This window comes from Janthinobacterium sp. GW822-FHT07H10 (assembly GCF_058798675.1).
In genome coordinates, this window is record NZ_JBXAKS010000012.1 from 25,955 (window position 1) to 52,462 (window position 26,508).

The window sequence follows — 26,508 nt, forward strand, 5'->3', positions numbered from 1 at the left end:
CCCAGTGATAATGAGGCGCCATCAGGCTCTTCAGGCCGTGCGGCGTGCGGCCGGCACCAGAAATTCACCCAGCCACACCAGCAGGGCCAGTCCCGGAAACGCCATGCCAGCCAGCAAAGTCGCCGGCCAGCCATAGCTGGCATATACCCAGGCACCGATGGCCGAGCCTGCCGCGCCGCCGGCGAAGAACAGCGCGAAATACAGGCCGTTCAGCCGGCCCCGCACTTCCGCGCCCAGGCTGAAGATGGCGCGCTGGCCCAGCACGAGATTCGCCGCCACGCCCATGTCGAGCACGATGGAGGCGACGACCAGCAAGCCCAGCGCCACGTGCTTCGACTCTGGCGCGAACATCGGCAAGGCAAATGCGACGATGCCCAGCGCCAGCGCGGCGGCCGTGGCCGGCAAGGTATGGCCGGCATCGGCCAGGCGGCCGGCGATCGGAGAGGCGATGGCGCCCGCCATGCCGACCAGGGCGAAGATGGCGATGCCCGTTTGCGACAGGCCGAACGCGGGGCTGGCCAGCACCAGCGGCGTGACGGTCCAGAACAGGCTGAAGGCGCCAAACAGGCCCGCATGGTAGGCGGCGCGGCGGCGCAGCACGGGCGTGCCCAGCAGCAAATGCCACAGCGAGGCCATCAAGGCCGGATAGCGCATGCTGGACACGGGCTGGCGCACGGGCAAGGCGCGGCGCAGCACGGCAGCCAGCACCAGCATGAGCACGGCGGCGCCGCCAAACACCACGTGCCAGCTGGCATGGGCCGCCACCAGCGACGCCACCGGACGGGCCAGCATGATGCCCAGCAACAAGCCGCTGACCACCTTGCCCACGGTTTGCCCCCGCGTCGCTTCCTGCGACAAGTGGGCGGCAAACGGCACGATCACCTGCGCCGCCACGGAACCGAGGCCGATGGCCAGCGCGGCGGCCAGGAACACGACGGCGCCCGTGGAGAGGGCCGCCACGACCAGCGCCACGGCCGTCACCAGCAAGGCCGTGACGATCAGGCGGCGGTTTTCCAGCAAGTCGCCCAGCGGCACGACAAATAGCAGGCCCAGCGTGTAACCCACTTGCGTCAGGGTAACGATCAGCCCGGCCGCCTTGGCCGACAGGCCCGTCGATGCGCTGATGGGCCCGACGAGGGTTTGCGCGTAATACAGGTTGGCGACGATGAGGCCGGAAGCGATGGCCAGCAGCAGCACCATGCCTGGTGAAATATCGGCTGCGCCAGCGTGGGAAGAGGCCTTGTGCATATTATTTCCTCGGTTCGTTAGGGATGTCGCTATTCTAGGCAAAGCCGGGGCAAAGATAATTAGGGCATAATCGCCCTACACTTTTCACATTAAATGAACAATCACGATGGACAAGATCAAGGCCATGCAAACGTTTGTGCGCATCGTCGAGGCCAACAGCTTTTCCAAGGCGGCCGAAACATTAAATTTGCCACGCGCCGCGCTGACGGCCACCCTGCAAAAGCTGGAAGCCTACCTGGGCACGCAATTGCTGCAGCGAAGCACACGCCGTTTGTCCCTGACGCCGGAAGGCGCCGAGTACTTTCGCCACTGCATCGACATCCTGAAGGCCGTCGACACGGCGGAACTGGCGTTTCGCGGTCCCGACGCGAAAAAGCCGCGCGGCTTGCTGCGCATCAACCTGCCCAATACGGTGGGCCGCAGGCTGGTCGTGCCGCATCTCGCGCACTTCCACGCCGCCTGGCCGGACGTGCAATTGCAGCTGAGCCTGACGGACCGCCTGGTCGACCTGACCCAGGAAGGCATCGATTGCGCCTTGCGCGTGGGCACCTTGCAGGATTCCGCCTTCATCGGCAGGCAGGTCGGCCTGATGCGCTTCATCACGTGCGCCTCGCCCGCCTACCTGGCGCAGCATGGCACGCCGCAGACCCTGGCCGACCTGGCCGTGCACCAGGGCATCATGCATTACTCGGGCCGCACGGGGCGCGCCTTCGACTGGGATTTCCTGCGGGGCGGCGAAGTGGTGCGCGTGCAGATGGCCGGCCCCATCGCCGTCAACGATGCCGACGCCAGCGTCGATTGCGCCTTGCAGGGGCTGGGACTGGCGCAGGCGGCCCTGTACCAGGTGCGCCCGCACCTCGACAGCGGCGCGCTGGTGGCCGTGCTGCCCGCTTGCCCGCCAACGCCGATGCCGATGTCGCTGCTGACGCCGCAAGGCCGCCTGGCCACGCCCAAGCTGCAGGCGTTTGCCGGCTGGCTCACTGATTTGCTGGCACAAAACGCGGATGTGCGGCCGGCAAGCCGGCCATAAAAGAACAGCTTGATGTCTACCATGAGAATCGATGGCATCGCCCCTATGCACTGATCTTGCACATCACAAATGATAGAGGGCTGCCTAGAAACCGTTATCCAGCGCAATCAAGCCTGCCCGCGCCGCGATTGCCACATGCCGCTCCTGATCGCCCAGGTCATACCGCAGTCTTGCCCTCGTCATCGGCAACAGGGAGGAATTATTCCTTGCCTCTACGACGCGCTGCGCAGTAACCAGCATCTCCAGCGTCATCCGCGCCGCCATGCGTTCACCGGTACCCCCTTCGGACATGTCCTTGAGATAAATCTGCAATGGCGTTTGCGCCGTGGGGTGATCGAGCGCAAAAAAGAACGCGCAAAAGGCGCCTCTTCGCCAGCCATCCACCCTGTCTCTCGCTGCGAGCAGGTTCTTGCATCGCGCCAACCGCTCTGCATCGCTACCGGTGACGGCATCTGCCTGGCCGAAGGCAGCGAGAACCAGCAGACGACTCGTGCGATCAAACTCCCGGTCAAGTACCGCCTTGTCAACTGTGGATTGGCGCCTCAGCACTTCCTGAGGATGCGTTCTGGCAACAGCGATCAATATCTCCGCCGCTACAAATTGCTTTCTTCGCAAGGACGAGGATCCGATTACTGTAACGACGGCGTCCATCATCTGCGGGGTCAACCGCGCGCCGGCGCTTAACAGATGCTTCAGCTCCACGTCGAGAGGATACACAGGAGTGTCTTGAAACTTAGCATCGTTATCATTGAGGACGTGCGCCAATAAGTTCAATGCAAGCTGCGCACATTCCGTATCAAGTTGCCCCGACGCCGCGAGCTTTGCAGCAGCATATATGAGAGGCTGCCGTCCAACTTGATTCTGATGACTTCCGGTTGCATCGGCCTCATGCAGCAGATCGGCCACCAGACGTGTCGTTTGCGAATTTTGAAGGCCAGGGTTAGCCGCCACCAAGTGAGACAATGCGATCAACGCGACTTCACGATTGGGAATACGTGTTTCTGGATTACTAAGTCGCTCCCTCAGCGTTTCCATCAATCTTGCAGAGAAGGCAGGCCTGTTTTCGCTCCCGAACAAGCTGAGCGCAATCAAGGATGACTCAAGATTATTGTTTTTTGCAGAGGCGGCCTGCGCAGACGTCAGCAGTTCCGTTATTGACGCGTGCTCCGCCGCGTGAGGGTGGCTACGAAGAATTATCTGGAGGATGTCCACGACTCTATACGTCCACCACTCGAATTCAACGGTTTGCCGTATCGTGATCTTTAACAAGTACCTTAATACTGGCAAGGCAAGACTTTCATTGCGAGCGGCATAACTTTCCAGTAGGCCGAATGCTCCGACCCGCGCTAACGGGGCGCTTTCTGAGTCATCGATGATCATTTCAAGTGTTTTGAGATCGCCTTCCGTCGGTTGCGAGATGCCGTTCAGCAGCAGTTGCTCAATCGCCGCTTCGATCAGATAAGTCTCCGCATCAAAAAGGGGCCCCAGCCTAGTGGACTTCTTGTAGATGCTTTGCTGCCTGAAAATCGCCAAAGATTGCTGCAAATTCAGCGTCATCCGATCAGCAACGCCAGCCCGGGTCTCGGCTATGCGCAACAAGCCGGCAGCTGCAGCCAGCTGGCTTTGCAGGTCAGGTGGCGATGGCGTGACGCCCAGGATTCGGATAAGCGCTTCCGCAACCTCGTCCGTGTCCTGTTCGTCATTCGCCCTGCCGGCTAGTCCGATCGCATCGGAAGCTTCCCTCAAGCGAAAAGCACCTTGTTTTCCGCGACTGAAGGCGGCGAACGCGGCCGCTGCCTCTTTCGGTTTTCCAGCAATGCGCAGGAAACGAATTTTCTCGAGTGGATCCAGGACGTCGGCGATATGCGCCACGGCGTCCTGCGTGCCGCCAATACCCCAGATATCCCCGCGCGGCACCTGAGTAATCGCCGTTATATTCGTTGGATCGAGCTGATCAATATCAAACGATGTTTCCACAGCAACCTTGTCCGTACCAGGAAGGATACGCGTGAAAGGAGTGCTGAAGCGTATTACCACTGACGGCGGAACCGAAGCAAATGCCACGGACCCCGTACCTATCGACCAGCTACGGAAAGCGAAAACATAGCCGCCCACCACCAGTACCAGGACTGCCATGGCGGCCGGCCAGCTCAGTGCGAAAGCAGCGCTGAGCCAACTTTTCGCCATCAGTTCCCTTACAAGGCGATCGGCGAGGATTTGGGGTGTCGCATGGCGGCGGATTTGTAGAAGAGTCCGGATAGGAATTCGCACCATGCTATCGTTGCGAAATGCGCCAAGGTAGAATGAAATGGAACGGTCTGCAGCCTCGGCCGCTCCTTGCAGGCCGGTGGTTCCTCGCTGAATCAGGGGCGCCAGCGCATCATGGGTCAAATTATATGTATCGGGCCCGGTTCGGATAACGACGCGCGCTTCCTGCAACTTTATCAAGCACGTTGCAAGCTCGCCGCCGGCCAACAGGGTCGCATCGCGCGCGCGGACGTCCTCGACGATGGCGTCAAAAGTAATATCGACAGGTGATTTTGCGATGCCTCCAGGAGCACAAAGTTTGCGCAAAACGATTTCACCCAAGACAGGCTTGGGAAGGCGCGTAATCTCATCACGAATAAAGGTGCCAATCACGCCAGCCTTGCGGCCCAGTGCGACATACACCGCCTTCTCCCGGACATGCGCGCGCTTGAGACGAGTGCCGATCAACTGGAGCTCGACGGGCCATACCTCGCCGTTGCTCTCCAAGTCTTCGATGATGGCGTCCACAAGCGCGGCTTCGAACTGGACAGCCTCGTCGGCAGCCGCGTGCGCAAGAACTTGACGCGCGGAATGTGTTCTCAAATTAATTAACTCGAACGTCGTCCGCGGCGACGTTGGATCCGGAATATCGGGAGCGAAGTTTTGCAATCGCGCAAAAAAGTCACGCCGTATGGCGATCACGAGCGAACAGTGCTGGTGATCATCCAGTAGTTTTCGCATGCGGTTTCCCAGTGCGCTACACGCATGATGGCTGGGGTGCGTGAGAAAGTATTCCTCAAATTGGTCTATGATGACGAACAGGCGCCCGGTACCGCCGTGATGGCTGAACGCGAGTTCGATCGCCATGCCGGGATCGTCGGACGGCCGTCCCAGGTAAATGCAAGCATGACCACGCCGGCGCAACTCCGCGACCAGGCCAGCACGCAAGAATGATGTCTTGCCACAACCCGATTCGCCCCAGATCACGCCAAAGCGAAATTCCGCGCCTTGCAAAATCACCATTGCATCCATGCAATCAGTACGACGGCCGATCAGCGTGTCGCCTTGTTCGAACGGCAGAAAGGAGCGCAAGATGGAGGTATCCAGCGCTTCCGGAGGCGTTGGCGGGAGTGGTGGCGGCCGACGGCGGCTTCGCCAGTAAAGAAAAAGAGCATAGGCAACAGCCAGAACAGCCGCAGCGCAATAGGCGAAAACCTTGGCCTGGCGCTCGGAAAGGAAGACGCCGGACAAGGCCGTCAGCATGGGAAGCAAAAAACCAGCGCGCTCAGTCCACAGCGACAGCCAATCGCGCACCGCAGCGCCTTGCTTACTTTCCGCGCTCTCTTCGGCCATTGCGCCTCCCTACCGAGCGACTACCGTCGGTCGCATGTGTGCTGCTTCTTGGGCAACCTTGTACTCACTCAATGGATAGGCGCCGTCACCTTGTCGCTTGACTGTAGTCCAATCCCTGCAATCTTGAAGGCTGAAATGCAGGCTGTTTTGATATGAATCTAGGGACGCGTTTCTGCCCGCTGGCAGCCGATGTATTCGTGTACCGGGATGCCCCCCCTGCCGGCCATTGATCGGCCGCCACACGGCGGAAATTAACCGGTTCATCAACAAAGCACAGGTCGCAACGAAAAGAACAAAAAAAAAGCCCGCTACGGGAGCGGGCTGAATCTATTTTCTTGGAGGAGAATAGAGGAGACGAGTGAATTATGCTGCATCGCGGCATATCATGCCAATTGATTGTTGGAATAATAGAAATACGCCGGGAATATAACTGCTCTTTTTCGGCAAAAAAAAGCCGGCTCCGCAAAGAACCGGCTTTTCGCGGCGTGCGCCGTCTTACTTGGCGTTGGCGGCCGCCACCGGCGCCGACTTGGCATCGGCACCTGCGCCGTATGGCAAGACTTTCGCAGCCAGGCGCGTATCGGCCTTGATCAGCGCCACTTCATCGGCCAGGATGCGCGCCGACTCGTTCAGCAGCACGTCCTTGGCGCTCTTCGCGGCCGTCTCGGCGTCGAGTTCGGCGCTGAGGGCGCGCTCGTCGCCCTGCAAGCCATCGTCCGTGCGCAAGGCGCCCTTCACGGCGGCGATCTGCTTGGCCGTCTTGCTGGCCGCTTTCGCGCCCTTCAGCACGTCCTTCGGATCGGGAATCACCACCAGGTCGTCGGCAGGATTCGAAATTTGCGCGATCAGGCGTTTTTCGCGGGCCTTGGCGCGCGCTTCCTGGGTATCGCGCTCCTTGCGGCGCACGGCTTCGTTCAGCGAGATCTGGTTTTCCTTGCGCTGCTTGAGGACCAGGGCGATGTCATCCTGCAAGTACTGGAAATCCTTGTCCTTGGCCACGCGCGCTTCGTGCTTCTTGTCCAGCAGCGGCACGATATCCTTCAGGTCGCCCGTTGGCATGTATTGCGCCGGCTTGATGGCCACCCACGGCAAGGCATTGTCGTAGCTCGATTCGCCGAAGTTTTCCGTGTCCGACATGGCGGGCAGCTTGATGTCGGGCGTGACGCCGCGCAACTGCGTGGTGCCGCCATTGATGCGGAAAAATTGCGCGATGGTCATTTTCAGCTCGCCGAAACGGGCCTTCTCGCTGCCGCCGAAACGGTCGAGGTTGAACAGGGTCTGCACGGTGCCCTTGCCGAAGCTGCCTTCGCCGATGACGAGACCACGGCCGTAGTCCTGGATGGCGGCGGCGAAAATCTCGGAAGCGGAGGCGGAACCACGGTTGATCAGCACGCCCATCGGGCCATCCCATGCCAGGCCGGCGTTGGTGTCGCTTTCCACGTCGACCTTGCCTTCGGTATTGCGCTGCATCACGACGGGGCCCTTGTCGATGAACAGGCCCGTCAGTTCGACGGCCTCGTTCAGCGAACCGCCGCCGTTGTTGCGCAAGTCGATCAGGACGTTGTCGACCTTATCCTTTTTCAACTCGCCCAGCAGGCGGTTGACGTCGCGCGTGGCGCTCTTGAAGTCCTTGTCGCCACGGCGGCGCGCCTCGAAGTCCTGGTAGAAGGTCGGCAGGGCAATGACGCCGATGCGGCGCTTGACGCCGTTGTCGCGCACTTCGATGATCGATTTCTTCGCCGCCTGCTCTTCCATGCTGATTTTCTTGCGCACCAGCGGCAAGACCACGTGCTTGGCATCGGGGCCGGCATCGGCCGGCAGGATGTCGAGGCGCACGACGGAATCCTTGGCGCCACGGATCAGCTGCACGACGTCGTCGATGCGCATGCCCAGCACTTCGGTGATGGGGCCGCTTTCGCCCTGCCCCACGCCGACGATGCGGTCGCCCACTTTCAGCTTGCCCGACAGGCCGGCCGGGCTGCCCGGCACGACTTCGCGCACCACCGTGTATTCGTCGCGCGTCTGCAGCACGGCGCCGATGCCTTCCAGCGACAAGCGCATGGCGATGTCGAAGTTTTCCGAGGCCCGCGGGCCCAGGTAATTGGTATGCGGCTCGATCGACATCGCATACGCGTTCATGAAGATCTGGAACACGTCTTCACTATTGAGCTTGCGCGAGCGGCTGGTGTAGCTCTCGTAGCGCTTGTCCAGCGTGTCGCGGATGGCCTTGTCTTCCTTGCCCGCCAGCTTCAGGCGCAGCCAGTCGTTCTTGACGCGCTTGCGCCACAGGTCGCGCACTTCCTCGTCGTTCTTCGGCCAGGCCGCTTTTTCACGGTCGTACTGGTAGCTTTCATCGGCCGTGAAGTCGAATTTGGTTTTCAGCAGTTCACGCGCATACGCCATGCGCTCATCGAAACGCTGCTGGTACAGATTGTAGATGGCGAACGGCGCCGTCAAGTCCTCGTTGATGATGGCGTCGTCGAGCTTGGTGCGCAGCGGCGCGAAACGGTCGATGTCGGCCTGCACGAAGAACAGTTTTTCCGCGTCGAGCGACTTGAAGTAGCGGTCGAAGATCTTTTCCGACATGGCGTCGTCGAGCGGCATGGCCTTGTAGTGGACGCGCGTCAAGACGCGCGATGCCCACAGGGCGGCCTGGGTTTGCTGTGCCAGCGGCTTCAAGGGGGGCGGAGGAGCGGCGCTCTTGTCCGTCTGGGCTGCGCCAGCGTGGGCTGACAGGGCAAGCGCCAGGGTGACCAGCATCATTTGCTTCTTCATCGGCTTCTCCGAAAATTAGTTTAAATCAATTCCAGGCGGCGCTGATATGCATGCGCCAGCCAGCAAGACAGTAAGGGGAATACACGACTGGTCTGGAGTTATTCTACAGGATACCAACAACCAGTCTCCCATGGAATATCAGTTTCTTCCCGGAAGCTTAAGCGCGGATTAAAGGCCCAGTTCCATTAATTACAAAGTGAAACATCCGTGATGAGGCCGCCGCCTGCAAGCGGCGCGCAAGCCGCCACCGGAAAACACCCCGCAGATCGCCAAAAAAGTCAAGACACCATCTTTGCCTTTCTTGATCCAGGTGACGTTTTTTGCGCATTTAATCATTCTTACGGGAAACACTTAGTAACAAAACGCAAGCGCCATGCTATCATCGCCCCCTGCTTGACCGGCTGTTGACATCGCCACAGCCCAGCCTTGCCCCTTTCCAGCCGTACCAGCTTCCGCAGATTGCCCTTCCCCCATTGCCTGCTTGCCCGCGGCGATGCGCATGGCGTGTACGCGCTGCTTAGCCCACCCAAGACTTGATACGACCATCCTTATGCAAACATTTTCCCTTCATCCGCGCCATTGGAGCGTCGGCGGCAAGATCACCGTCTTCACGTTCTGCCTCGTCAGCCTGATCCTGGCCAGCCTGACGGCATTGATCAGCATCAGCACGTCCACGGTGCTGGAACAGCGGGCCGAAGCGGCCGTCACCAGCGAACTCGATAGCGTGATGACCACCACCGAAGTGTTCCATACAGCCATGGTCAACGAAGCGGCCAGCTTCGCGCGCCTGTTCGCGGCCGAGTTTCCCGGCCCGTTTGCCGTCGACACGGGCGCCCTGGTGGCCGTGGCCGGCAAGGCGACGCCCGCGCTCAGCAATGGCGCCAAGGTCCTGAACCTCGACACGGCCCTGGTCGACCGCTATACGGCGCAGACCGGCGCCATCGCCACCATCTTCGCCGCCGACGGCGACGAGTTCGTGCGCATCAGCACGTCGCTGAAGAAACAGGATGGCACGCGCGCCATCGGCACCCAGCTCGACCATAACCACCCCAGCTATGCGCCGCTGCGCGCGGGCCAGCGCTTCATCGGCATGGCGACCCTGTTTGGCAAGCAATACATCACCCAGTACGATCCCGTGCGCGATGCGGGCGGCAAGGTGGTGGGCGTGCTGTTCATCGGCCTCGACATCAGCAAGAACTTGGCCATGCTGAAAGACAAGATTCGCCAGGTCAAGATCGGCCAGACCGGCTACATCTATATCGTCGACACGGCGCCGGGCGCCAATTACGGCCACATGGTGCTGCACCCGAACAGCGAGGGCAAGAGCGCGCTCGACTTCAAGGCCAGCGACGGCCGCCTGTTCATCCAGGACATGCTGGCGCAAAAGAATGGCGCCATGCGCTACACGTGGACGGCGCCGGGCGAAACGGGCGCCAGCGCGCGCGAAAAGCAGCTGTATTACCGCCAGTTCAAGGATTGGCAGTGGATCATCGCCGGCGGCACCTTCACGGACGAAATCACGCTCGAGGCGCGCCAGTTGCGCAACCAGCTGGCCATTTCCGGCTTCATCGCCCTGCTCGTCTTCGCCCTGCTGCTGTACTGGCTGGTGCGCGTGCTCGTCTCGCGTCCGCTGGCGCAGGCCGAAGCGGCCGCCGCGCAGATCGCCGACGGCGACCTGACGGTCCAGTTGCACACGCGCAGCGAAGACGAGATCGGCCGCCTGCTGCGCGCCATGAACCGTATCAGCGACAAGCTGTCGCAAGTGGTGGGCAAGGTGCGCGGCAGCGCCGGGCAGATCGCCACGGCCTCGGGCGAGATTGCCAGCGGCAACCTGGACCTGTCGAGCCGCACGGAACAACAAGCCAGTTCGCTGGAAGAAACGGCCGCCTCGATGGAAGAGCTGAGCTCGACCGTCAAGCAGAACGTGGAGCACGCGCAACAGGCGAGCAGCCTGGCGCGCGAATCGTCGACCCTGGCTGCCGAAGGCGGCGCGGCCGTGGCGCAGGTGAGCAGCACCATGCAAGCGATCCGCAGTTCATCGGGCAAGATCGCCGACATCATCGGCGTCATCGACGGCATCGCCTTCCAGACGAACATCCTCGCCCTGAACGCGGCCGTGGAAGCGGCCAGGGCCGGCGAACAGGGACGCGGCTTTGCCGTCGTGGCCACGGAAGTGCGCACGCTCGCGCAGCGCTCGGCGGCGGCGGCGAAGGACATCAAGGACCTGATCCAGGCCTCCGCCAGCACGGTGGACCTGGGCCACACGCAAGTAAACCAGGCCAGCGCCACCATGGATACCGTGGTGGCCAGCGTACGCAAGGTCAGCGCCATCATGGCCGACATCGCGCAGGCGAGCGAAGAGCAGCGCAGCGGCATCGAGCAGGTCAACCAGGCCATCGCCCAGATGGACCAGGTGACCCAGCAGAACGCGGCCCTCGTGGAAGAAGCGGCCGCGGCCGCCGAAGCGCTGCAGGAACAGGCGCAGGACCTGACGCAGGTGGTGGGCGTGTTCAAGCTGTAAGCGGCGGCCCGCAGCCGCCTGGTGCTAAGATGCAGTTATCCATGCACCAGGAGACGCGATGCACAACGACTATGTTTTGATTGCCCGGCTGATGATCCCCACGGATGCGCACGTCATCCGCGGCTGCCTGGAAGCGGCCGGCATTGACGTCATCCTCACCGACGACCAGCACATGCAGGCCAACCTGCTGCTGGCGCCCGCCATCGGCGGCGCGCGCGTGCTGGTGCGCGAAAAAGACCTGGCGCGCGCCAACGACATCCTGGCCGCCTTCGAGCGCGGCGACCTGGCCCTGTCGGACGACGCCGACGTGGGATTGCCCGTGGCCGAGTAAATGTGCGAGTAGAAACTTACGCGTAGAAACAACGCCCGCACGCCTGGCGGTACGCTTCGTTGCCGCCAATACTGATCTGCTCGCCTTCCTTGATGCGGCGGCCCTGCTCGTCCACGCGGATATTCATCGTGGCTTTCTTGCCGCAGGTACAAATATTCTTGAGCTCCTCGATATCGTCGGCCAGCGCCAGCAGATAGGCCGAGCCGGGGAACGGTGCGCCCTTGAAATCCGTGCGCAAGCCATAGCAGATGACGGGCACGCCCTTCACTTGCGCCAGCTGGTGCAGTTGTTGCACTTGCGCCGTGCTGAGGAATTGCGCTTCGTCAACCAGCAGGCAAGCCACTTGCGGGATATCGTCGAGGAAATTCGTGTCGGCATGGAAGATATCGACCTGGCGCTGCGGTCCCAGGCGCGACGTGACGCGGCCCACGCCGTAGCGGCTGTCGATGGCGGCCGTGTACAGGCGCACCTGCTGGCCCTGCTCTTCATAGTTGTGTGCGACTTGCAACAAGGCCGTCGACTTGCCCGCGTTCATCGCGGAATACCGGAAATAAAGTTTTGCCACTGCCGCCTGCCCTGTCTGAGTAATTTCAATACTATTTAGTATCTTTTCGAGGCGTGATTATAAATCGCAATGGCAAGCTTGCGGCAGCTTAATACATGCGCCGTCAGCGCTGCATGGCACAAAAAAACGGCGCATACTCGCATGGTGAAAGCCGCTGCCCATATGCGAAAGCCGCATATGCAAGCAGATAAACATTCGTTCGCAGCACCCCGTCCCGCGCCTACACTCCGCCCTTTTGCACGGAAGGCGGCTCGGGACACAATCCGGAGCGGCTGTTTCGCTGACAGGAGCCACCATGAATGATCGAATGCCATCCCCACCCCAGCCGCCAGCGTTATACAAGCTGATCGGCAATACCCCGCTGGTCGAAGTGACCAGGCTCGACACGGGCCTGTGCCAGCTGTTCCTGAAACTGGAATCGCAAAATCCCGGCGGTTCCATCAAGGACCGCATCGGCCTGTCCATCATCGAGGCGGCCGAAGCCGACGGCCGCCTGCAGCCGGGCGGCATCATCGTCGAAGCGACGGCCGGCAATACGGGCATCGGCCTGGCCCTCGTCGGACGCATCAAGGGTTACCGCGTGATTTTAGTCGTGCCCGACAAGATGTCGACGGAAAAAGTGCTGCATCTGAAGGCGCTGGGCGCCGAAGTGCATACCACGCGCTCGGACGTGGGCAAGGGCCATCCCGAGTACTACCAGGATTACGCGGCGCGCCTGGCGCGCGAACTGCCGGGCGCCTTCTTCGCCGACCAGTTCAACAATCCGGCCAATCCGCTGGCGCACGAAACGACGACGGGCCCGGAAATCTGGGAGCAGAGCGGACATGACGTGGACGCCATCGTCGTCGGCGTCGGCTCGTCCGGCACCCTCACGGGCCTGACACGCTACTTCCGCAAGGCGCAGCCGAAGCTGGAATTCGTGCTGGCCGACCCGCAAGGCTCCATCCTCACCGAATATATCGACACGGGCAAGGTCAGCGACACGAGCGGCTCGTGGGCCGTGGAAGGCATCGGCGAAGACTTCATTCCGTCGATCGCCGACATGGGCAGCGTGACGAAGGCCTATACGATCACGGACCAGGAAAGCTTCGACAGCGCGCGCGCCCTCCTGCGCGCCGAAGGCATTTTAGGCGGCTCGTCCACCGGCACCCTGCTGGCCGCCGCCCTCAAGTACTGCCGCGAACAGACGAGCCCGAAGCGCGTCGTCACCTTTGTCTGCGACACGGGCACGCGCTACCTGTCGAAAGTCTATAACGACGGCTGGATGCGCGACCAGGGCCTGCTGCAGCGGGCGCGCTCGGGCGACTTGCGCGACCTGATCGGACGCCGCTACGACGAAGGCGATGTCGTCAGCGTGGCGCCAGGCGACACCCTGCTGACGGCCTTCAACCGCATGCGCTCGAGCGACCTGGCGCAGCTGCCCGTCATCGAGGCGGGCCAGCTGGTGGGCATCATCGACGAATCGGACCTGCTGCTGCACGTCTCCGGCGACGCCGCGCATTTCGCGGGCCTCGTGGGCGCCACCATGACGACGCAGATCGAAACCCTGGCGCCGTCTAGCGGCCTGCCCGCCCTGCGCGCCACCCTGGACCGGGGCCTGACGGCCGTCGTCGCCGACGATGCCGCGTTCTATGGCCTGATCACCCGCTTCGACCTTCTCAACCACTTACGCAGGACACTATCTTGAGCCAGCAAACACCCCGCAAGAGCCATCTCGCCACGCGCGTCATCCACGCCGGCCAGTCGCCCGACCCGTCGACGGGCGCCATCATGCCGCCCATTTACGCCACCTCCACCTTCGTGCAGGACAGCCCCGGCGTGCACAAGGGCCTCGATTACGGCCGCTCGCACAATCCCACGCGCTGGGCGCTCGAGCGCTGCGTCGCCGACCTCGAAGGCGGCAGCGCCGCCTTCGCATTCGCCTCGGGCCTGGCCGCCATCTCGTCCGTGCTGGAATTGCTGGACGCGGGCAGCCATATCGTCGCCGGCGATGACATGTACGGCGGCACCTATCGATTGTTCGAGCGCGTGCGCCGCCGCTCGGCCGGCCATGACTTTAGCTATGTGGACTTGACGAAGCCGGAAAACCTGCTGGCCGCGCTGCGTCCCGAAACGAAGATGGTGTGGGTCGAAACGCCGACCAACCCGATGCTGAAACTGGCCGACCTGCGCGCGATCGCCGACATCTGCCGCGAACGGGGCATCATCGCCGTGGCCGACAATACGTTTGCCAGCCCGCTCGTGCAGCGCCCGCTGGAACACGGCTTCGACATCGTCGTGCACTCGACTACCAAGTATTTGAACGGCCACTCGGACATCATCGGCGGCATCGCCATCGTCGGTGCGGAAGAACGCCAGGCGGAATGGCGCGAGCAGCTGGGCTTCTTGCAAAATTCCGTGGGCGCGATCGCGGGGCCGTTCGACAGCTTCCTCGCCCTGCGCGGCGTGAAAACCCTGGCCATCCGCATGCAGCGCCATTGCCAGAACGCCCTGGCGCTGGCGCAGTGGCTGGAACAGCAGAAGGAAGTGCGCACCGTGTTTTATCCGGGACTGGAGTCGCACCCGCAGCACGCGCTGGCGCGGCGCCAGATGGATGGTTTCGGCGGCATCATCTCGATCGACCTCGATACGGACCTGGCGGGCGCGCGCCGCTTCCTCGAACGCTGCGAAGTGTTTGCCCTGGCCGAAAGCCTGGGCGGCGTGGAAAGCCTGATCGAGCACCCCGCCCTGATGACGCATGCCAGCATTCCGCCCGAGCAGCGGGCCAGGCTGGGCATCGGCGACGGCTTGATCCGCCTCTCGGTGGGCATCGAGGACATCGAGGACCTGCGCCACGACCTGCGCACGGCGCTGGACGCGATTTGAGGTGGGGATTATCGGATTACGCGGCGTGCCGCCGCTAATCCGACCTACATGCCAGGCGATACCGTAGGTCGGATTAGCGAAGCGTAATCCGACACATTGTTGCCATGACCAGCACCGTTCACTCCCCCGGCCGGTACCTGCGCTCCAGGTGCCGGGCCACGTCCTCGGGATAAAACAGCACGTCCTTGAATTCGCCGCGCGCGTACATGGCCGCCTGGTCGCTGAAGTGCGGCGATGCCGGGTCGCCGCTCTGGCCGCCGGCGAGTATGCTTTTCGCCCTGATGCGCGGGCCGAATTCCACGGCCGCCACGAAGCTGTTGCCGCGTTCGCCGTAAATCCTGCGCGTCGTGCTCTTGCTGCTCTGGCCATACGCGGCCAGCGCGCCCCAGTTGCCCGAGGCGTAAGGCACGGGCAAGCTGGGCTTCGCATCGTCGAACGGCTGCACCACGTCGCCCGTCAGGCGCTGGAAGCGGTTGATCTCGCCCCACGGCGTTTGCCAGTTGCCGAAATCGCGCTGCAGTTTATCGGCCGCCGTCGCCAGCGCGGCCAGGCGCTGCGCCGCCGTGACCTTGTCCGTCGCCATGAAGTCGACCACGGGCACGCCCTGCTCCCTCGCCTGTTTCCCCGTCAGCTCCGCCAGCTCCTGGCCCCAGAACACGGCCAATGAGGTGGGCGTGGAGTCCAGCGCATAGCGCCAGTCCCAGGCGCGCAGCAGCGCGATCTTGCCAGCCAGCGCCAGCTTTTGCGGGGCATGCTCCGGCAGCGCATCCCAGGCGGCAAACAGCGGCGGCAGCAGTGCTTCGAACGCCGTCAGCTCGCTGTCGTAGGAAGCGGCGATCAGGCTGTCGAGCGTGAATCCCGTGCGGTTCCGGAAGACCTTCACCGCATGCAGGCCGCGCGCATTTTCGCCGTACACGGACATGTAGGCGGGGTAGTCCTGCTGGCGCGGGCTGCTGGCCCCGGCCGCCGAATACGGCCAGTTATTCGTGTTCTGTATCCAGCCATTCTTCGGGTTGAACAGGGTGATGGTTTGCGCCACCGTGTGCAAGCCCTGCCACTCGGTAGCCGGGTCGCTGCCGTCGACGGGCTGCTTCCAGTTGAAGCGCGGGTCGCGCACGGGAATGAAATTGCCGTGGAAATAAGCGATGTTGCCGTCCGCATCCGCGTACACCGTGTTGTTCGACGAATTCGTGCGCAGTTCCATCGTCTGGTAGAACGCCGCGTAGTCGCGCGCCTTGGTGCGCGTGTACGACTGCGTGAGCGCCTTCAACGGTTCGTTCATCAGGCGCACGGCCACCCATTTGCCGTCCTGCGCCCGCACGATGGGGCCGTGGTGGCTGTAGTAGACCGTCATGGTCTTGCTGCCCATGCCGCCGCCGGCCAGTTTATAGGGCAAGGTGATGGGCACGGCTTTCAAGGGACGCAGCGCGCCGTCGTAGCGGTAGTACCACGCGCCGTCCCTGTCGACGATGCTTTCCAGGTATTCGTCGATGACGTCGCCGCCGCCGGACGTGTGCATCCAGCCCACGCGTTCATTGAAGCCCTGGTAGACGAAGAACTGGCCCCAGGTGACGGCGCCATACGCGTTCAAGCCTTCGCCGCTGGTCATTTGCACTTCGGGGCGGAAGTAGAACGAGGTGTGCGGGTTGATCATCAGGAGCGCATGGCCATTGCGCGTGATGGCGGGCGCGATGGCAAAGCCGTTCGAGCCGCTCGGCTCGGGGTCCATGCCGGATTCCGCCCCGGTTTCCAGGCTGGCCAGCGCCAGGGCGGCGGGCCTGGCCTGCTGGCCATAGAATGCTTCGAGCTGCGCCAGGCTGACGGATTCGATATCGCCGCCGATGCTGCCTTCGCTGAAACTCAAGGCCATCCACGGCTCGAAATGCGTGATCAACTTTGGTTTCACGTGCGGATGCGTGGCCAGGTAAAAATTCAGGCCATCGGCGAACGCCTGCATCAGCTTTTGCAGCCACGGCGGGCTGGCGCGGTACTGCGCCTGCAGCTCCTGCGGATCGATGAAAAGCTTCATGCGCAGGTCGCGGTACAGTTCCTGCTCGCCCTCGACTTCCGCCAGGCGTCCCATGGCGTTGATGTAATTGAGTTCCACGCGCGGGAAATCGTCCTCGGCCTGCGCATACATCAGGCCGAAGACGGCGTCCGCATCGCTCTTGCCCGTCACATGGGGAATGCCCCACGTGTCGCGCGCGATGCTGACGTTGGCAGCCTGCGCTTGCCAGCGGGCCATCTCGGCGGCAGGAACGGCAGCGGAGGCAGCGGGTGCGGCCAGCGCGGGGGCGCTGGCGACGATGCCGCAGGCGATGGCGGCGAAAAAATCACTGCGATGTAGCATGTACGGCTCCAGAAATACAGTCACGGCACCTGACAAAACCGTCGCGGGCGGCAGTGCGGCCCGGCGCGCCCTTGTGGCCGTGAGGCGCCACCGTACTGGATACGGCGGCGCCGGGCCGGTGAGCATGGCACGCCGCACGGCGCGACGCGGCGGTTTGAGCGGGTGCCCTACGATGCGTCGATCAGGGCGGCTATGCGCTGGTTCAGCTCCACGTTGTCCGCCTGCAGTTGCGCCACCCGCTGTTTCAGGCTGGCGATCTCGGCGCGCAGGCGCTCCGTTTCGGACGGCGCCTGCGCCGCGTTCTCGGCCCACGGTTCGTTGCCCGTTTCCGGCGTGTCCTGCGGCACGTGGACTTTCGGTTCGCGCGGCGTGCGCGTGGCGGCGCGCTGTTCGCGGATTTCCTTGGCCGCCTGGCGCAACAGCTTCTTGCCGCCGGCGACGGCCGCCACCTGCTCTTCCGGCGGCAAGGACGCCACGGTGGCCGCCGCATTGATGGAAATCGTGCCCGAACGGACGGCTTCCACCAGCTCCGGCGAGGCCGCCTTCTGGATCTTCTCGATCTGGCTGATCTGGTTGCTGCTCAGGCGCGCCGCCTTGGCCACCTCTTCGCGCGTGCTCATGGCCGGCTTCGGCGCGTTTTCGCCGTCCGGCGCATCCTGGGCGCTGACGGGCGCCGGGCTGCGCGCGGCGACGATTTCCTTCTTGCGCAAGGCCAGCACGCCGCGCTGGAAGTCCGACACGCTGCGGCGCGCCAGGTGATTGTCGATCATCCACAGCATGACGTCGTCGAGCGAGATAAAACTGGTGTTCTGGATGGTCTTGAATTCGATGCCGTGCTGGCGGCAGATGGCGTAGCGGTTATGCCCGTCGATCAGCACGTCGTTCCACAGCACCAGCGCGTCGCGGCAGCCTTCGGCCAGCAGGCTGCGTTCGAGCGCCGCGTATTCGCTGGCGGTGAGCGGGTCGATATACGACTGCAGCACCTGATTGATAGTGATATTCATGGTTGTCCTCAATAATACAGCTGGCGGCGCGATGGTCCGCGCCGGCACGAATGCTACACCATCCGCCGGCCCTGGCCGGGTAAAATCACGGCGGCACAGCTCATCCGAAGACACAGACCATGAAAAGAAAGTACGCCACCGCGATCATTTTTGCCGTTGCCGCCATCGGCTTCACCTGGGTCAGCCCCTACATCGCCATGTACCGCATCAGCATCGCGGCCAAATCCGTGCGCCTGGACACCCTGGCGCAGCACGCCGACCTGCCGGCCGTGCGCGCCAGCGTGGCGCGCCAGCTGCGGGCAGCCGGCGAAACGGCCAACGAGGACGAGCTGAAAGAAATGCTCGACACCATCGTCTCGCCGCCCGGCATCACGGTCCTGATCCTGCATGGCAAGCACGGCGCCGATGGCAAGCGCCACGATTTCGGCATGGCTTACCGCTCATGGAACGAAGTGGTGCTGCGGCGCAGTGGCGCCGGCCCCGCCGCCAGCCAGTTCCTGCTGCGACGCCATGGCATCTGGGACTGGCAATTGATGGACATTACCTTGCCACCAGAATTACTTTGATGAAACTTGATCTAAAACAACACTTACCTAAACCGCTATATTGATTTTTGGAAATATTATGTAGAATGCCAACACTTCAGGCGCACCGGGTCGCCAGGCATCCGAGAGATTGCACGATGAAAAGAATGTTGCTTCTCGCCCTAGTGGCACTGGTCGCGCTGGCCGGCGTCTTCTATGGCAGCCCGTACTTCACCATGAACCAGATCCGTGAAGCCACCATGGATGAGGATACGCAGGCGCTGGCCGCGCATATCGACCTGGACCAATTGCGCGGCAGCCTGGGCAGCCAACTGCACACCCTGTTTTCCGCGCCGGAAGTGGCCGACGACATCGACCCGGACGTCATCGACCCGTTGCTCGACACCATGCTGATGCCCGAAGGCATAGTCGCCTTGATGAAGCTCAACGACCGCTACGAACATCCCATCGCCAAGGTCAGCGACATCAGCGGCCGCAAGCGCAAGAACAAGCCCGAATACAAGCTGCACTACACGTCCTGGGACAGCGTCGTCGTGCAGCGCTCCCACAGCAAGAGCCACATCGGCGAACTGACCCTGGCGCGCGACGGCCTGTGGCGCTGGAAGCTGGTGTCGGTCGCCCTGCCGAAGAATCTGCTGGCCGACGCGTGAGGCATGCGGCGGCATGCCAGGCCTGCCAGCCGCCGCTTTCCCCTATACTTTAACCAGCTTCCAATCCAGAGTTGCGGGGTATATCCTGCCGCTGCCCTGGACTGGCGTCCAGGTATATCGTATATAAATACGGTTATCGATCGGATGCAAGCCTGTGGCAGTTGCCAGGCCATCGCCCACGACCACCGTCGACTCGCCAAACCCGTTGCAGCCGCCCCCCGAACTGCTGCCGCCGAAGGAAATGGTGGCATTGGCCAGAAAGGTATCGCCAGCGGTGGTATGCCACCCGACGGCAAAATCGTGACCTGTATCGATATACACGGTAAATGGCACAAGATTGCCCGATATATTTCCGACCCAGCCGACATCGATCGCCAGCGTGCCATTTTTGACGACCTTGGGCGCGGACACGATGTCGCGCGAGAAATAGCCCGAACCGTTGGCCCGCAAGCCGATCTGGTCGCCGATGGAGATGAACATCTGGTCGCCGCTGGCATCCAGGTTCACATAGGCCGTATTCGCCGCATTCTGCAGGCGGCCGGAAGTGATCGTGCCCAGACTGCCCGAGGCGGCCTTCAGCACACCGGAAAACGTGGCATTGCCGGCAGCGACCTGGAACTGTGGCGAGGAAATATCGCCATCGCTATCCAGGCGGAAATACCCGCCCGTATTTTTATTCCCCAGGCGTAGGCCTTCCGGCCCCAGATAGAAGCCGCCTCCCGCAGCAGGCCAGGCAGAAGAAGTAAAGGTGCCGCCGGCGATACTGCCGCGCAAACGCACATTGTTCGCATACAGGTCGCCGCCCCGCTGCAAATACCAGCCCGCCTGCCCGGCCACGTAATTGCTGCTCCAGATATCGCCGCCGATCTTGGCATTCGTGACCGAAGCATTCTGAATATAGGCGTCCGCAATATAGACCCCGATCGGGACGGTCACGCCATTGACGACGGTTTCCGTCGCGCGCACGATGAAGGGCATGCTGGCGGGGATGCCGGGGCCGCTGGGGTTGGCGATCATGAAGGTATCGGCGCGCACGGCGAACAGGCTGGTCGGGGTGGCGTTATTGGCCGTCGTCGCCAGGCCGTAGCCACTGATATAGCCGTTGACATCCTGCTTGATCGTGTACTGCGCCGACAGCTGGCCCGTCTGCGTGGCGCGCGTCGTCGCCTCGATCTGGATGGCGGCTGTACGCGCCTGGGACTCGGCAGCAAGGCGCTGGGTCACGCTGCCGGCCAGCGTGGCCGGTCCGTCGACCAGCGCAATGCGGTCGCCCAGATGATTGCTCAGCTGGCTTTCCGTCAATTGCGCGGTCAGTACGCCCAGCAGATGCTCGACCTCGATGTCGGAGGCGCCGACAGTACCGGAGGAGGCATTGTAGGGACCGGGCACGTTCGCCCACGAGACATAGCGTATCCAGTAGTAGCGCGTGGCGCCGGGGCCCACCGGATCGACATGGCTGCGGCCGTCGGCACGGGCCAGCAGCGTCGCCTGGGCAAAATTATTCACGGGTGCACGCCACACCTCGGTATAGGCAAGCTGATGATAATTTGCGGGCGGCGGCGCCCAGCCCAATTCGATGGTGGCAGCCTTACCCGTGGTAAACAAACCGGATGGCGCCGGCGGCGGCGTCAGGTCCAGAGGACGCGACATGGCAATGGTTTGCCGGCCAACATGGCTGCGGCCGTCAATCACGGCCGTGGCACTGACCGTCACCGTGCTGGCCACCATGTCGGCATAGCGCAGGGTGGCCGAATTGCCGCTCACGCGCAGCGGCGTTTCCGGCGCGGTGGAAAAAAGCACGCTTCCCGAAGCGCCCAGGATGGTCGCTGTCAACACGATTTCGGCCGGTGCGGCGCTGCCGCCTTGCGTCACCTCAAACAGGCTGGAACTGGCCGACAGCAGCACGCCCGCATCGTGCGAGGGTGCATAGCGGGGCGACGTGGCTTGCAACAAGAGGTCGCGGTCATTGATCGGTGCGGCCATTATTGCTCTCCCGCCAGTGAAAACTGCATTTGCGTCGTAATCATATTTTCTTTCAATGTATTCATAATCGGTGCCTGCCACGCCACATGCACGAAGCGCGGCCGGCCTCCATGGCAGTTAAACGGCCTGGACCACAATGCAGGCGTGACCGTCAGCTTCGATGGCGATCGCGCGGCCTACGGCGGCCTGGTGCTGCGCCAGCGACATACCGGCAGCATCCGCCGCGGTGCCGCCCCCGTGCCGTCCTGCAGCGGCACGATGTAGTCGCCCGGCCGGACTCCTGCCCCATTGACCGGCACGCTGCCGGCGCATGCGGTCCGGCGACGGCAGCGCGGCCAGCCAGGCGGGTCAGCTGCCAGCTCAGGGCCGTCTCTCCTTGGTAAAAAATCAGTCATCAGATTTCCTCGATGTCGATGGTGGTGGCATAGGTTTGAAAGGACGGCGTGGCGATGGCGGCCAGGTTGGCCAGCCGCCCGTAGACCTGGTGCGCCTGTTCCAGTTCAGGGTCCTCGTCGTCGGGAAACAGGCTGGCAAAAAGAGGCCGCGACAGGCCGCTGCCGCGCACGATGCGCCACAGACCGGCGCGATCCATCGCCGTCATGTTCGACAGCGGCAGGGTCAGCTTGCGGTACTGCGCGCCCAGTTCCACGTTTTGCTGGCCGGCGGCCGTGCGGTACTGCGTGCTGGTGTCGACAAGGGCCAGTCCGGCGCCGTACGCGGCGTTGTTCTGCGGGCTCCAATAGCTGCCGACCACCAGGCGCGCCGCCTCCAGGAAGCCGGCCGGATTCTCCGGGTCGCTCAAGTCGATCAGCAGGACCCGGAAACTGGTGATGGGAAACCAGACGCGCGCATAGGTGCCGCCGCCATATGAGAAGGCATTCACGCCCAGCGGCAAGGCGCCCCAGTCCCACAAGCCCAGCGGTGCGTAGTCGCACGCCGCCACCGCGCCCGTATCGAACAGCGGGACGCTGTCGCCGGGCTGCGCATAGCCGCGCACCCGTATCCTGGCCAGGGGCGTCAAGTTGCAAAACGGCAACGCGACACAGCCGCCGAGTTCCGGCGTCGGCCAGATGGCCCTGATGCTCAGCGCGGTGCCGAGCGAGCGCAGCACCTGGGCGCGGTCTTCCGTCAGCAGGTTTGCCGGGCCCAGCGCGCCGCTCTGGCTGGATGCCGCCAGCGTGGCCCGGTCGGCGGCATTGTCGTGGATGATGCGCAGATGGCTCATGCAGCCTCCATGCGCGTAGTTGGACGGATATCAGGCGTAGGCACGATAGTTTTCCTTTGTAGTGTCAATGTGTAAAAAAAGCGGGCGCAGGTAACCCTGACCGGCAAGCGGGAAAGCGGGAACGTCGGCATCAAGCGGCGGCCGGCCGCGCGCGCATGCGGGACGGCGCCAGGAAACGGTAGAATTGCGGGAAAATCCGGCACGGCCAGCAGGCCGCCATGTAGATCAACAAAAAAGGGAGACACCATGAACGATGTCGTACAACACGCACTGGCCCACGCGGGCAAACCGGCCACCACGCCGTGGGTGGTCACCCTCGTCAACGGCGAAAAACTCACGGGCCCCATCTCGCCGCTGAGCGATGGCTGCTACGCGATCGGCCTGGGGCAGATCAAATACTTTTCCAGCGACAAGGTTGCCTGCCTGAATGTCTCGGGCGCGGGCGCCTTCCCCATCTGATGACGCCACCGGCAGGACGTGGCGGCGCGGACCTGGCCGCGCAGTTGCTGGCACTGGAGACGGCGCTGCAAAGCCAGGCCGTGCGCGCCGATAGCGCCAGGCTGGCCGCGCTGCTGGCCGACGAGTTCGTCGAGTTCGGCAGTTCGGGCAATCGCTGGACGCGCGCGGCGACCCTCGCCGACCTGCCCGAGGAGCAATTTTGCCAGCGCAGCATCAGCCAGTTCCAGGTCCGCTGGCTGGCCGATGACGCGGCCTTCGTCACCTACCATTGCCTGCGGCACGCCAGCGCCGCCCTGCCGGCCGGCGCCAGCTGGCGCAGTTCGCTCTGGAAGTGGCGCGATGGCCGCTGGCAAATGGCTTTTCATCAGGGCACGCCGATTCCCGGCTGAGCGCCCCATCCCTCTCCATGAGTACGCGCTGCCGGCATGCCAGCGCGCACTGGCAGCGCAATCGGGAGTCTGGCCTGTCGCACGGCAACAACAAGCCCGTCGCGAAAAAAAATCGCCGCATCCGTGTTGTATTGCCAGCGTGACGACGTGATCGGCACGGCCAGATCGCCCTGGTCTTGCGCCGCCACAGGGAACAGTGGCGCCAGGCACAGCACAATGCAGGGCCGGACACGCCTGCCGGCTCTCCACTATGCACCCGCCTGATATTGACGACAAATACGATTTTATTCGCCTATTCAGTCGAATTTCATATGAATTGTTGCGCCTGGAAAATGGCATGAATACCAAAACTTTCCGTGCTAGCATGACTTTTCGTCCAGCCAAGCAACGCCTGCCTGGACCTTTCGAACAACCTCGACCGATAGGAGCCGTTTCATGATGACACCGCATGCCAGCACAGTCCGCCACACCCTGATCGCCCTGGCCATCACTGCCGCCTTCCCCTTGCAGACGATGGCGCAGGGACAGACGCAGGACAGCATTCCGGCGGCGACCGCCGGCACGCCCGCCGCTGCCGTCGCGCAGGCGGGACCGGGGCAGCTGGAAACGGTGATCGTCACGGCGCAGCGGCGCGCGGAAAACATCAAGGACGTGCCCATGTCGATCGCCACCCTGAAGGGCGACAAGCTCGACACGCTGACGGCCGGCGGCGCCGACATCCGCTTCCTCAACAGCCGCTCGCCCAGCGTTTCCGTCGAGTCCGACTACGGCCGCACCTTCCCCCGCTTCTACATCCGCGGCCTGGGCAATACCGACTTCGACTTGAACGCCTCGCAGCCGGTGGGCCTGGTGATGGACGACGTGGTGCAGGAAAACGCCATGCTGAAGGGGTTCCCCGTGTTTGACGTGGACCAGGTCGAGGTGCTGCGCGGCCCGCAAGGCACCTTGTTCGGCCGCAACTCGCCGGCCGGCGTGATCAAGTTCGATTCCGCCAAGCCCGTCTTCAAGACGGAAGGCTACCTGAGCGGCGGCTTCGGCAAGGATGGCATGAAGAACCTGGAAGGCGCGTTCAATGTGCCCGTCAGCGACACCGTGGCCTTGCGCTTTTCCGGCCAGACGCAGCGCCGCGACGACCGCGTGCACAACCCGCGCCCCACCGGCACGCGCGACTTCGAAGGCTATGAAGACAGCGCCGCCCGCCTGCAGGTGCTGGTCAAGCCCACGCGCGACTTCAGCGCCCTGTTCAACGTGCACGCGCGCAACCTCGATGGCACGGCGACGCTGTTCCGCGCCAACATCCTGAAACAGGGTACCAACGACCTGGTCGACAATTTCGACTACGGCTCCTATCCCACGGACGGCATCAACCGCCAGCACCTGAAAACCAAGGGCGGCAGCATGCGCCTGAAATGGGACCTCGACGGCGTGACCCTGCACTCGATCACCGGTTATGAAAAACTCGATTTCTACAGCCGCGCCGACGTCGACGGCGGCTACGGCGCCGTGTACGCGCCCCCGATGGGCCCGGGTTTCATCCCCTTCGTCGTGGAAACGGCCGACGTGATCCCGGACCACAAGCAGATTTCGCAGGAATTCCGCGCCGAGTCCAGCGCCAAGGGACCGCTGCAATGGATCGCCGGCCTGTTCTATTTCAAGGAAGACATCCAGATCGACAGCATCAGCTTCAACAGCCTGGCACCGGGCAATCCGCAAAACAGCGCCTACGCCACGCAAAACCAGAGCTCGAAGTCGTACGCGGCCTTCGGCTCGCTCAACTATACGGTGTCCGACGCGCTGAAACTGCGCGCCGGCCTGCGCTACACGACGGACAAGAAGGATTTCTCGGCCAAGCGAGTGGAAGCGACCACGGCCGGTCCGTTCAACCTGAACGACACCTCGCACAACGTCAGCTGGGACTTGAGCGGCACTTATGTGCTGACGCCGGAAACGAACGCCTACGCGCGCATCGCCACCGGCTACCGCGCGCCGTCGATGCAGGGCCGGCTGAACGGCCTGGCCGACCGCCCTTCGTTTGCCGGCGCGGAAAAAGCGCTGTCCGTCGAGGCCGGCATCAAGCAAGACCTGTTCGACAAGCGCGCCCGCCTCAGCCTGGCCGTGTTCCAGTACCGCGTGAAGGACAAGCAATTGACGGCCGGCAGCGGCGCCGTCAACATGAACCAACTGATCAACGCGGACAAGGCCACGGGCCAGGGCGTGGAACTGGACTTCCAGGCCAACCTCAGCGACTCGCTCAGCATGACCCTGGGCGGCAGCTACAACCACACGGAAATCCAGGACAAGAAGCTGTTCGTGCAAAGCTGCGGCAATGCGCAAAACAACCCGGCCAGCGGCTGTACCGTCACCGACCCGCTCGGTCCGTTCAAAGGCACGGCCTACATCGACGGCAATCCGCTGCCGCGCGCGCCGGAGTGGCAAGCCAACTTCACCCTGAAATACAGCATCCCCGTCGCCAACGGCGAATTCTTCGCCTACACGGACTGGTCCTACCGCACCAGCTACAACTTCTTCCTGTATGAAGCGAAGGAATACAAGGCCAAGGAATTGCTGGAAGGCGGCTTGCGGGTCGGCTACAAATGGGACAAATACGAAATCGCCGCCTACGGCCGCAACATCACCAACCAGATCCAGTCGCTGGGCGCGATCGATTTCGACAACCTGACCGGCATCGTCAACGAGCCGCGCACATATGGGGTGCAGTTCAAGGCGTCGTTTTGAGGGTTGGGTTGACTTGACTCGCGTCAAGAGAAATTAGGCAGACAGAATGCCGTTCGGTGCGAGCCGGACGGCATTCGGCCATTCGGGCGTCGCACGCAAGCTCAAATGCAACAAAAAACCCGCACTCTCGTGGGAGAAGTGCGGGTTTATGCGTATCTTGCCATGTCTGCAAACCGTGGCGCCCGGAGCCGGAATCAAATATCACGACATATCAACAACTTGCAACGTCGAT

General features: G+C 62.9%; 18 protein-coding genes. 10 read left to right on the forward strand and 8 right to left on the reverse strand.

Annotated elements, in window-relative coordinates; genetic code table 11:
* Positions 1–30 precede the first annotated feature (30 nt).
* Positions 31–1,248: an MFS transporter gene (locus tag AC1RDJ_RS22865; RefSeq protein ID WP_071323141.1), complete on the reverse strand. Its 1,218-nt coding sequence runs from the start codon at positions 1,246–1,248 to the stop codon at positions 31–33.
* 106 nt (positions 1,249–1,354) lie between these two features.
* On the opposite strand from AC1RDJ_RS22865, the gene AC1RDJ_RS22870 reads away from it, so the two are divergent.
* Positions 1,355–2,278: a LysR family transcriptional regulator gene (locus AC1RDJ_RS22870; protein WP_493028801.1), complete on the forward strand. Its 924-nt coding sequence runs from the start codon at positions 1,355–1,357 to the stop codon at positions 2,276–2,278.
* 84 nt (positions 2,279–2,362) lie between these two features.
* On the opposite strand, the gene AC1RDJ_RS22875 is transcribed toward AC1RDJ_RS22870, so the two are convergent.
* Both AC1RDJ_RS22875 and AC1RDJ_RS22880 read right to left on the reverse strand, forming a co-directional pair.
* Positions 2,363–5,878, reverse strand: a complete 3,516-nt coding sequence (locus AC1RDJ_RS22875) for an nSTAND1 domain-containing NTPase (protein WP_493028802.1) — start codon at positions 5,876–5,878, stop codon at positions 2,363–2,365.
* Between the two features lie 495 nt (positions 5,879–6,373).
* Positions 6,374–8,653, reverse strand: coding sequence for a carboxy terminal-processing peptidase (locus AC1RDJ_RS22880; RefSeq protein WP_071323138.1), 2,280 nt, complete (start codon positions 8,651–8,653; stop codon positions 6,374–6,376).
* A gap of 550 nt (positions 8,654–9,203) precedes the next feature.
* Between AC1RDJ_RS22880 and AC1RDJ_RS22885 the strand changes: the two genes are divergently transcribed.
* Positions 9,204–11,174, forward strand: a complete 1,971-nt coding sequence (locus AC1RDJ_RS22885; RefSeq protein ID WP_071323137.1) for a methyl-accepting chemotaxis protein — start codon at positions 9,204–9,206, stop codon at positions 11,172–11,174.
* A 58-nt stretch (positions 11,175–11,232) separates the two neighbouring features.
* Positions 11,233–11,505, forward strand: a complete 273-nt coding sequence (locus tag AC1RDJ_RS22890) for a putative signal transducing protein (RefSeq protein WP_071323136.1) — start codon at positions 11,233–11,235, stop codon at positions 11,503–11,505.
* A 16-nt stretch (positions 11,506–11,521) separates the two neighbouring features.
* Here the strand turns inward: AC1RDJ_RS22890 and AC1RDJ_RS22895 are convergent, their stop codons facing one another.
* Positions 11,522–12,070 carry a thymidine kinase gene (locus AC1RDJ_RS22895; protein ID WP_071323135.1) on the reverse strand — a complete coding sequence of 183 codons (549 nt, stop codon included), beginning with the start codon at positions 12,068–12,070 and terminating at the stop codon, positions 11,522–11,524.
* Positions 12,071–12,365: 295 nt separating this feature from the next.
* Between AC1RDJ_RS22895 and AC1RDJ_RS22900 the strand changes: the two genes are divergently transcribed.
* Together AC1RDJ_RS22900 and AC1RDJ_RS22905 are read left to right on the forward strand one after the other, a co-directional pair.
* Positions 12,366–13,757, forward strand: coding sequence for a pyridoxal-phosphate dependent enzyme (locus AC1RDJ_RS22900; RefSeq protein WP_442905907.1), 1,392 nt, complete (start codon positions 12,366–12,368; stop codon positions 13,755–13,757).
* The gene (locus AC1RDJ_RS22905; RefSeq protein ID WP_493028803.1) at positions 13,754–14,935 is read left to right on the forward strand and encodes a trans-sulfuration enzyme family protein; all 1,182 of its coding nucleotides are present in this window, start codon (positions 13,754–13,756) and stop codon (positions 14,933–14,935) included. The genes AC1RDJ_RS22900 and AC1RDJ_RS22905 overlap by 4 nt, the downstream gene beginning before the upstream one ends.
* Positions 14,936–15,053: 118 nt before the next feature.
* On the opposite strand, the gene AC1RDJ_RS22910 is transcribed toward AC1RDJ_RS22905, so the two are convergent.
* Positions 15,054–17,285 (reverse strand): penicillin acylase family protein, encoded by a 2,232-nt coding sequence (locus AC1RDJ_RS22910; RefSeq protein WP_493028804.1) that lies wholly within the window; start codon positions 17,283–17,285, stop codon positions 15,054–15,056.
* A 167-nt stretch (positions 17,286–17,452) separates the two neighbouring features.
* Entirely contained in the window at positions 17,453–18,289 is an 837-nt protein-coding gene (locus AC1RDJ_RS22915) for a hypothetical protein (RefSeq protein ID WP_493028805.1), read from the reverse strand.
* A gap of 119 nt (positions 18,290–18,408) precedes the next feature.
* Here AC1RDJ_RS22915 and AC1RDJ_RS22920 point away from each other — a divergent pair, with 119 nt between their 5' ends.
* Together AC1RDJ_RS22920 and AC1RDJ_RS22925 are read left to right on the forward strand one after the other, a co-directional pair.
* Positions 18,409–18,855: a DUF2939 domain-containing protein gene (locus AC1RDJ_RS22920; RefSeq protein ID WP_493028806.1), complete on the forward strand. Its 447-nt coding sequence runs from the start codon at positions 18,409–18,411 to the stop codon at positions 18,853–18,855.
* A gap of 125 nt (positions 18,856–18,980) precedes the next feature.
* Complete coding sequence (locus AC1RDJ_RS22925; RefSeq protein ID WP_198043897.1) at positions 18,981–19,484, forward strand: DUF2939 domain-containing protein; 504 nt, start codon at positions 18,981–18,983, stop codon at positions 19,482–19,484.
* Between the two features lie 42 nt (positions 19,485–19,526).
* Here AC1RDJ_RS22925 and AC1RDJ_RS22930 read toward each other — a convergent pair whose 3' ends face one another.
* Positions 19,527–21,467, reverse strand: coding sequence for a phage tail tip fiber protein (locus AC1RDJ_RS22930; protein ID WP_493028807.1), 1,941 nt, complete (start codon positions 21,465–21,467; stop codon positions 19,527–19,529).
* Between the two features lie 394 nt (positions 21,468–21,861).
* Positions 21,862–22,692: a hypothetical protein gene (locus AC1RDJ_RS22935; protein WP_071323126.1), complete on the reverse strand. Its 831-nt coding sequence runs from the start codon at positions 22,690–22,692 to the stop codon at positions 21,862–21,864.
* 246 nt (positions 22,693–22,938) lie between these two features.
* Here AC1RDJ_RS22935 and AC1RDJ_RS22940 point away from each other — a divergent pair, with 246 nt between their 5' ends.
* The 3 genes from AC1RDJ_RS22940 to AC1RDJ_RS22950 all read left to right on the forward strand — a co-directional run bounded on the left by AC1RDJ_RS22940 (position 22,939) and on the right by AC1RDJ_RS22950 (position 26,276).
* A complete protein-coding gene (locus AC1RDJ_RS22940; RefSeq protein ID WP_071323125.1) occupies positions 22,939–23,151 on the forward strand; it encodes a hypothetical protein in 213 nt (70 codons plus the stop codon).
* Positions 23,151–23,540 carry a nuclear transport factor 2 family protein gene (locus tag AC1RDJ_RS22945; protein ID WP_071323124.1) on the forward strand — a complete coding sequence of 130 codons (390 nt, stop codon included), beginning with the start codon at positions 23,151–23,153 and terminating at the stop codon, positions 23,538–23,540. Before AC1RDJ_RS22940 ends, AC1RDJ_RS22945 begins: the two co-directional genes overlap by 1 nt.
* 438 nt (positions 23,541–23,978) lie before the next feature.
* Entirely contained in the window at positions 23,979–26,276 is a 2,298-nt protein-coding gene (locus AC1RDJ_RS22950; protein ID WP_071326359.1) for a TonB-dependent receptor, read from the forward strand.
* The last annotated feature ends 232 nt before the right edge of the window (positions 26,277–26,508 follow it).

Bases quoted from the DNA above. Each gene is read 5' to 3' on its own strand.
- AC1RDJ_RS22920 (WP_493028806.1), top strand. From the start codon at position 18,409: ATGAAAAGAAAGTACGCCACCGCGATCATTTTTGCCGTTGCCGCCATC.
- AC1RDJ_RS22925 (WP_198043897.1), top strand. From the start codon at position 18,981: ATGTTGCTTCTCGCCCTAGTGGCACTGGTCGCGCTGGCCGGCGTCTTC.
- AC1RDJ_RS22900 (WP_442905907.1), top strand. From the start codon at position 12,366: ATGAATGATCGAATGCCATCCCCACCCCAGCCGCCAGCGTTATACAAG.
- AC1RDJ_RS22935 (WP_071323126.1), bottom strand. From the start codon at position 22,692: ATGAGCCATCTGCGCATCATCCACGACAATGCCGCCGACCGGGCCACG.
- AC1RDJ_RS22910 (WP_493028804.1), bottom strand. From the start codon at position 17,285: ATGCTACATCGCAGTGATTTTTTCGCCGCCATCGCCTGCGGCATCGTC.
- AC1RDJ_RS22945 (WP_071323124.1), top strand. From the start codon at position 23,151: ATGACGCCACCGGCAGGACGTGGCGGCGCGGACCTGGCCGCGCAGTTG.
- AC1RDJ_RS22865 (WP_071323141.1), bottom strand. From the start codon at position 1,248: ATGCACAAGGCCTCTTCCCACGCTGGCGCAGCCGATATTTCACCAGGC.
- AC1RDJ_RS22875 (WP_493028802.1), bottom strand. From the start codon at position 5,878: ATGGCCGAAGAGAGCGCGGAAAGTAAGCAAGGCGCTGCGGTGCGCGAT.
- AC1RDJ_RS22930 (WP_493028807.1), bottom strand. From the start codon at position 21,467: ATGGCCGCACCGATCAATGACCGCGACCTCTTGTTGCAAGCCACGTCG.
- AC1RDJ_RS22915 (WP_493028805.1), bottom strand. From the start codon at position 18,289: ATGAATATCACTATCAATCAGGTGCTGCAGTCGTATATCGACCCGCTC.
- AC1RDJ_RS22940 (WP_071323125.1), top strand. From the start codon at position 22,939: ATGAACGATGTCGTACAACACGCACTGGCCCACGCGGGCAAACCGGCC.
- AC1RDJ_RS22950 (WP_071326359.1), top strand. From the start codon at position 23,979: ATGACACCGCATGCCAGCACAGTCCGCCACACCCTGATCGCCCTGGCC.
- AC1RDJ_RS22885 (WP_071323137.1), top strand. From the start codon at position 9,204: ATGCAAACATTTTCCCTTCATCCGCGCCATTGGAGCGTCGGCGGCAAG.
- AC1RDJ_RS22880 (WP_071323138.1), bottom strand. From the start codon at position 8,653: ATGAAGAAGCAAATGATGCTGGTCACCCTGGCGCTTGCCCTGTCAGCC.
- AC1RDJ_RS22870 (WP_493028801.1), top strand. From the start codon at position 1,355: ATGGACAAGATCAAGGCCATGCAAACGTTTGTGCGCATCGTCGAGGCC.
- AC1RDJ_RS22890 (WP_071323136.1), top strand. From the start codon at position 11,233: ATGCACAACGACTATGTTTTGATTGCCCGGCTGATGATCCCCACGGAT.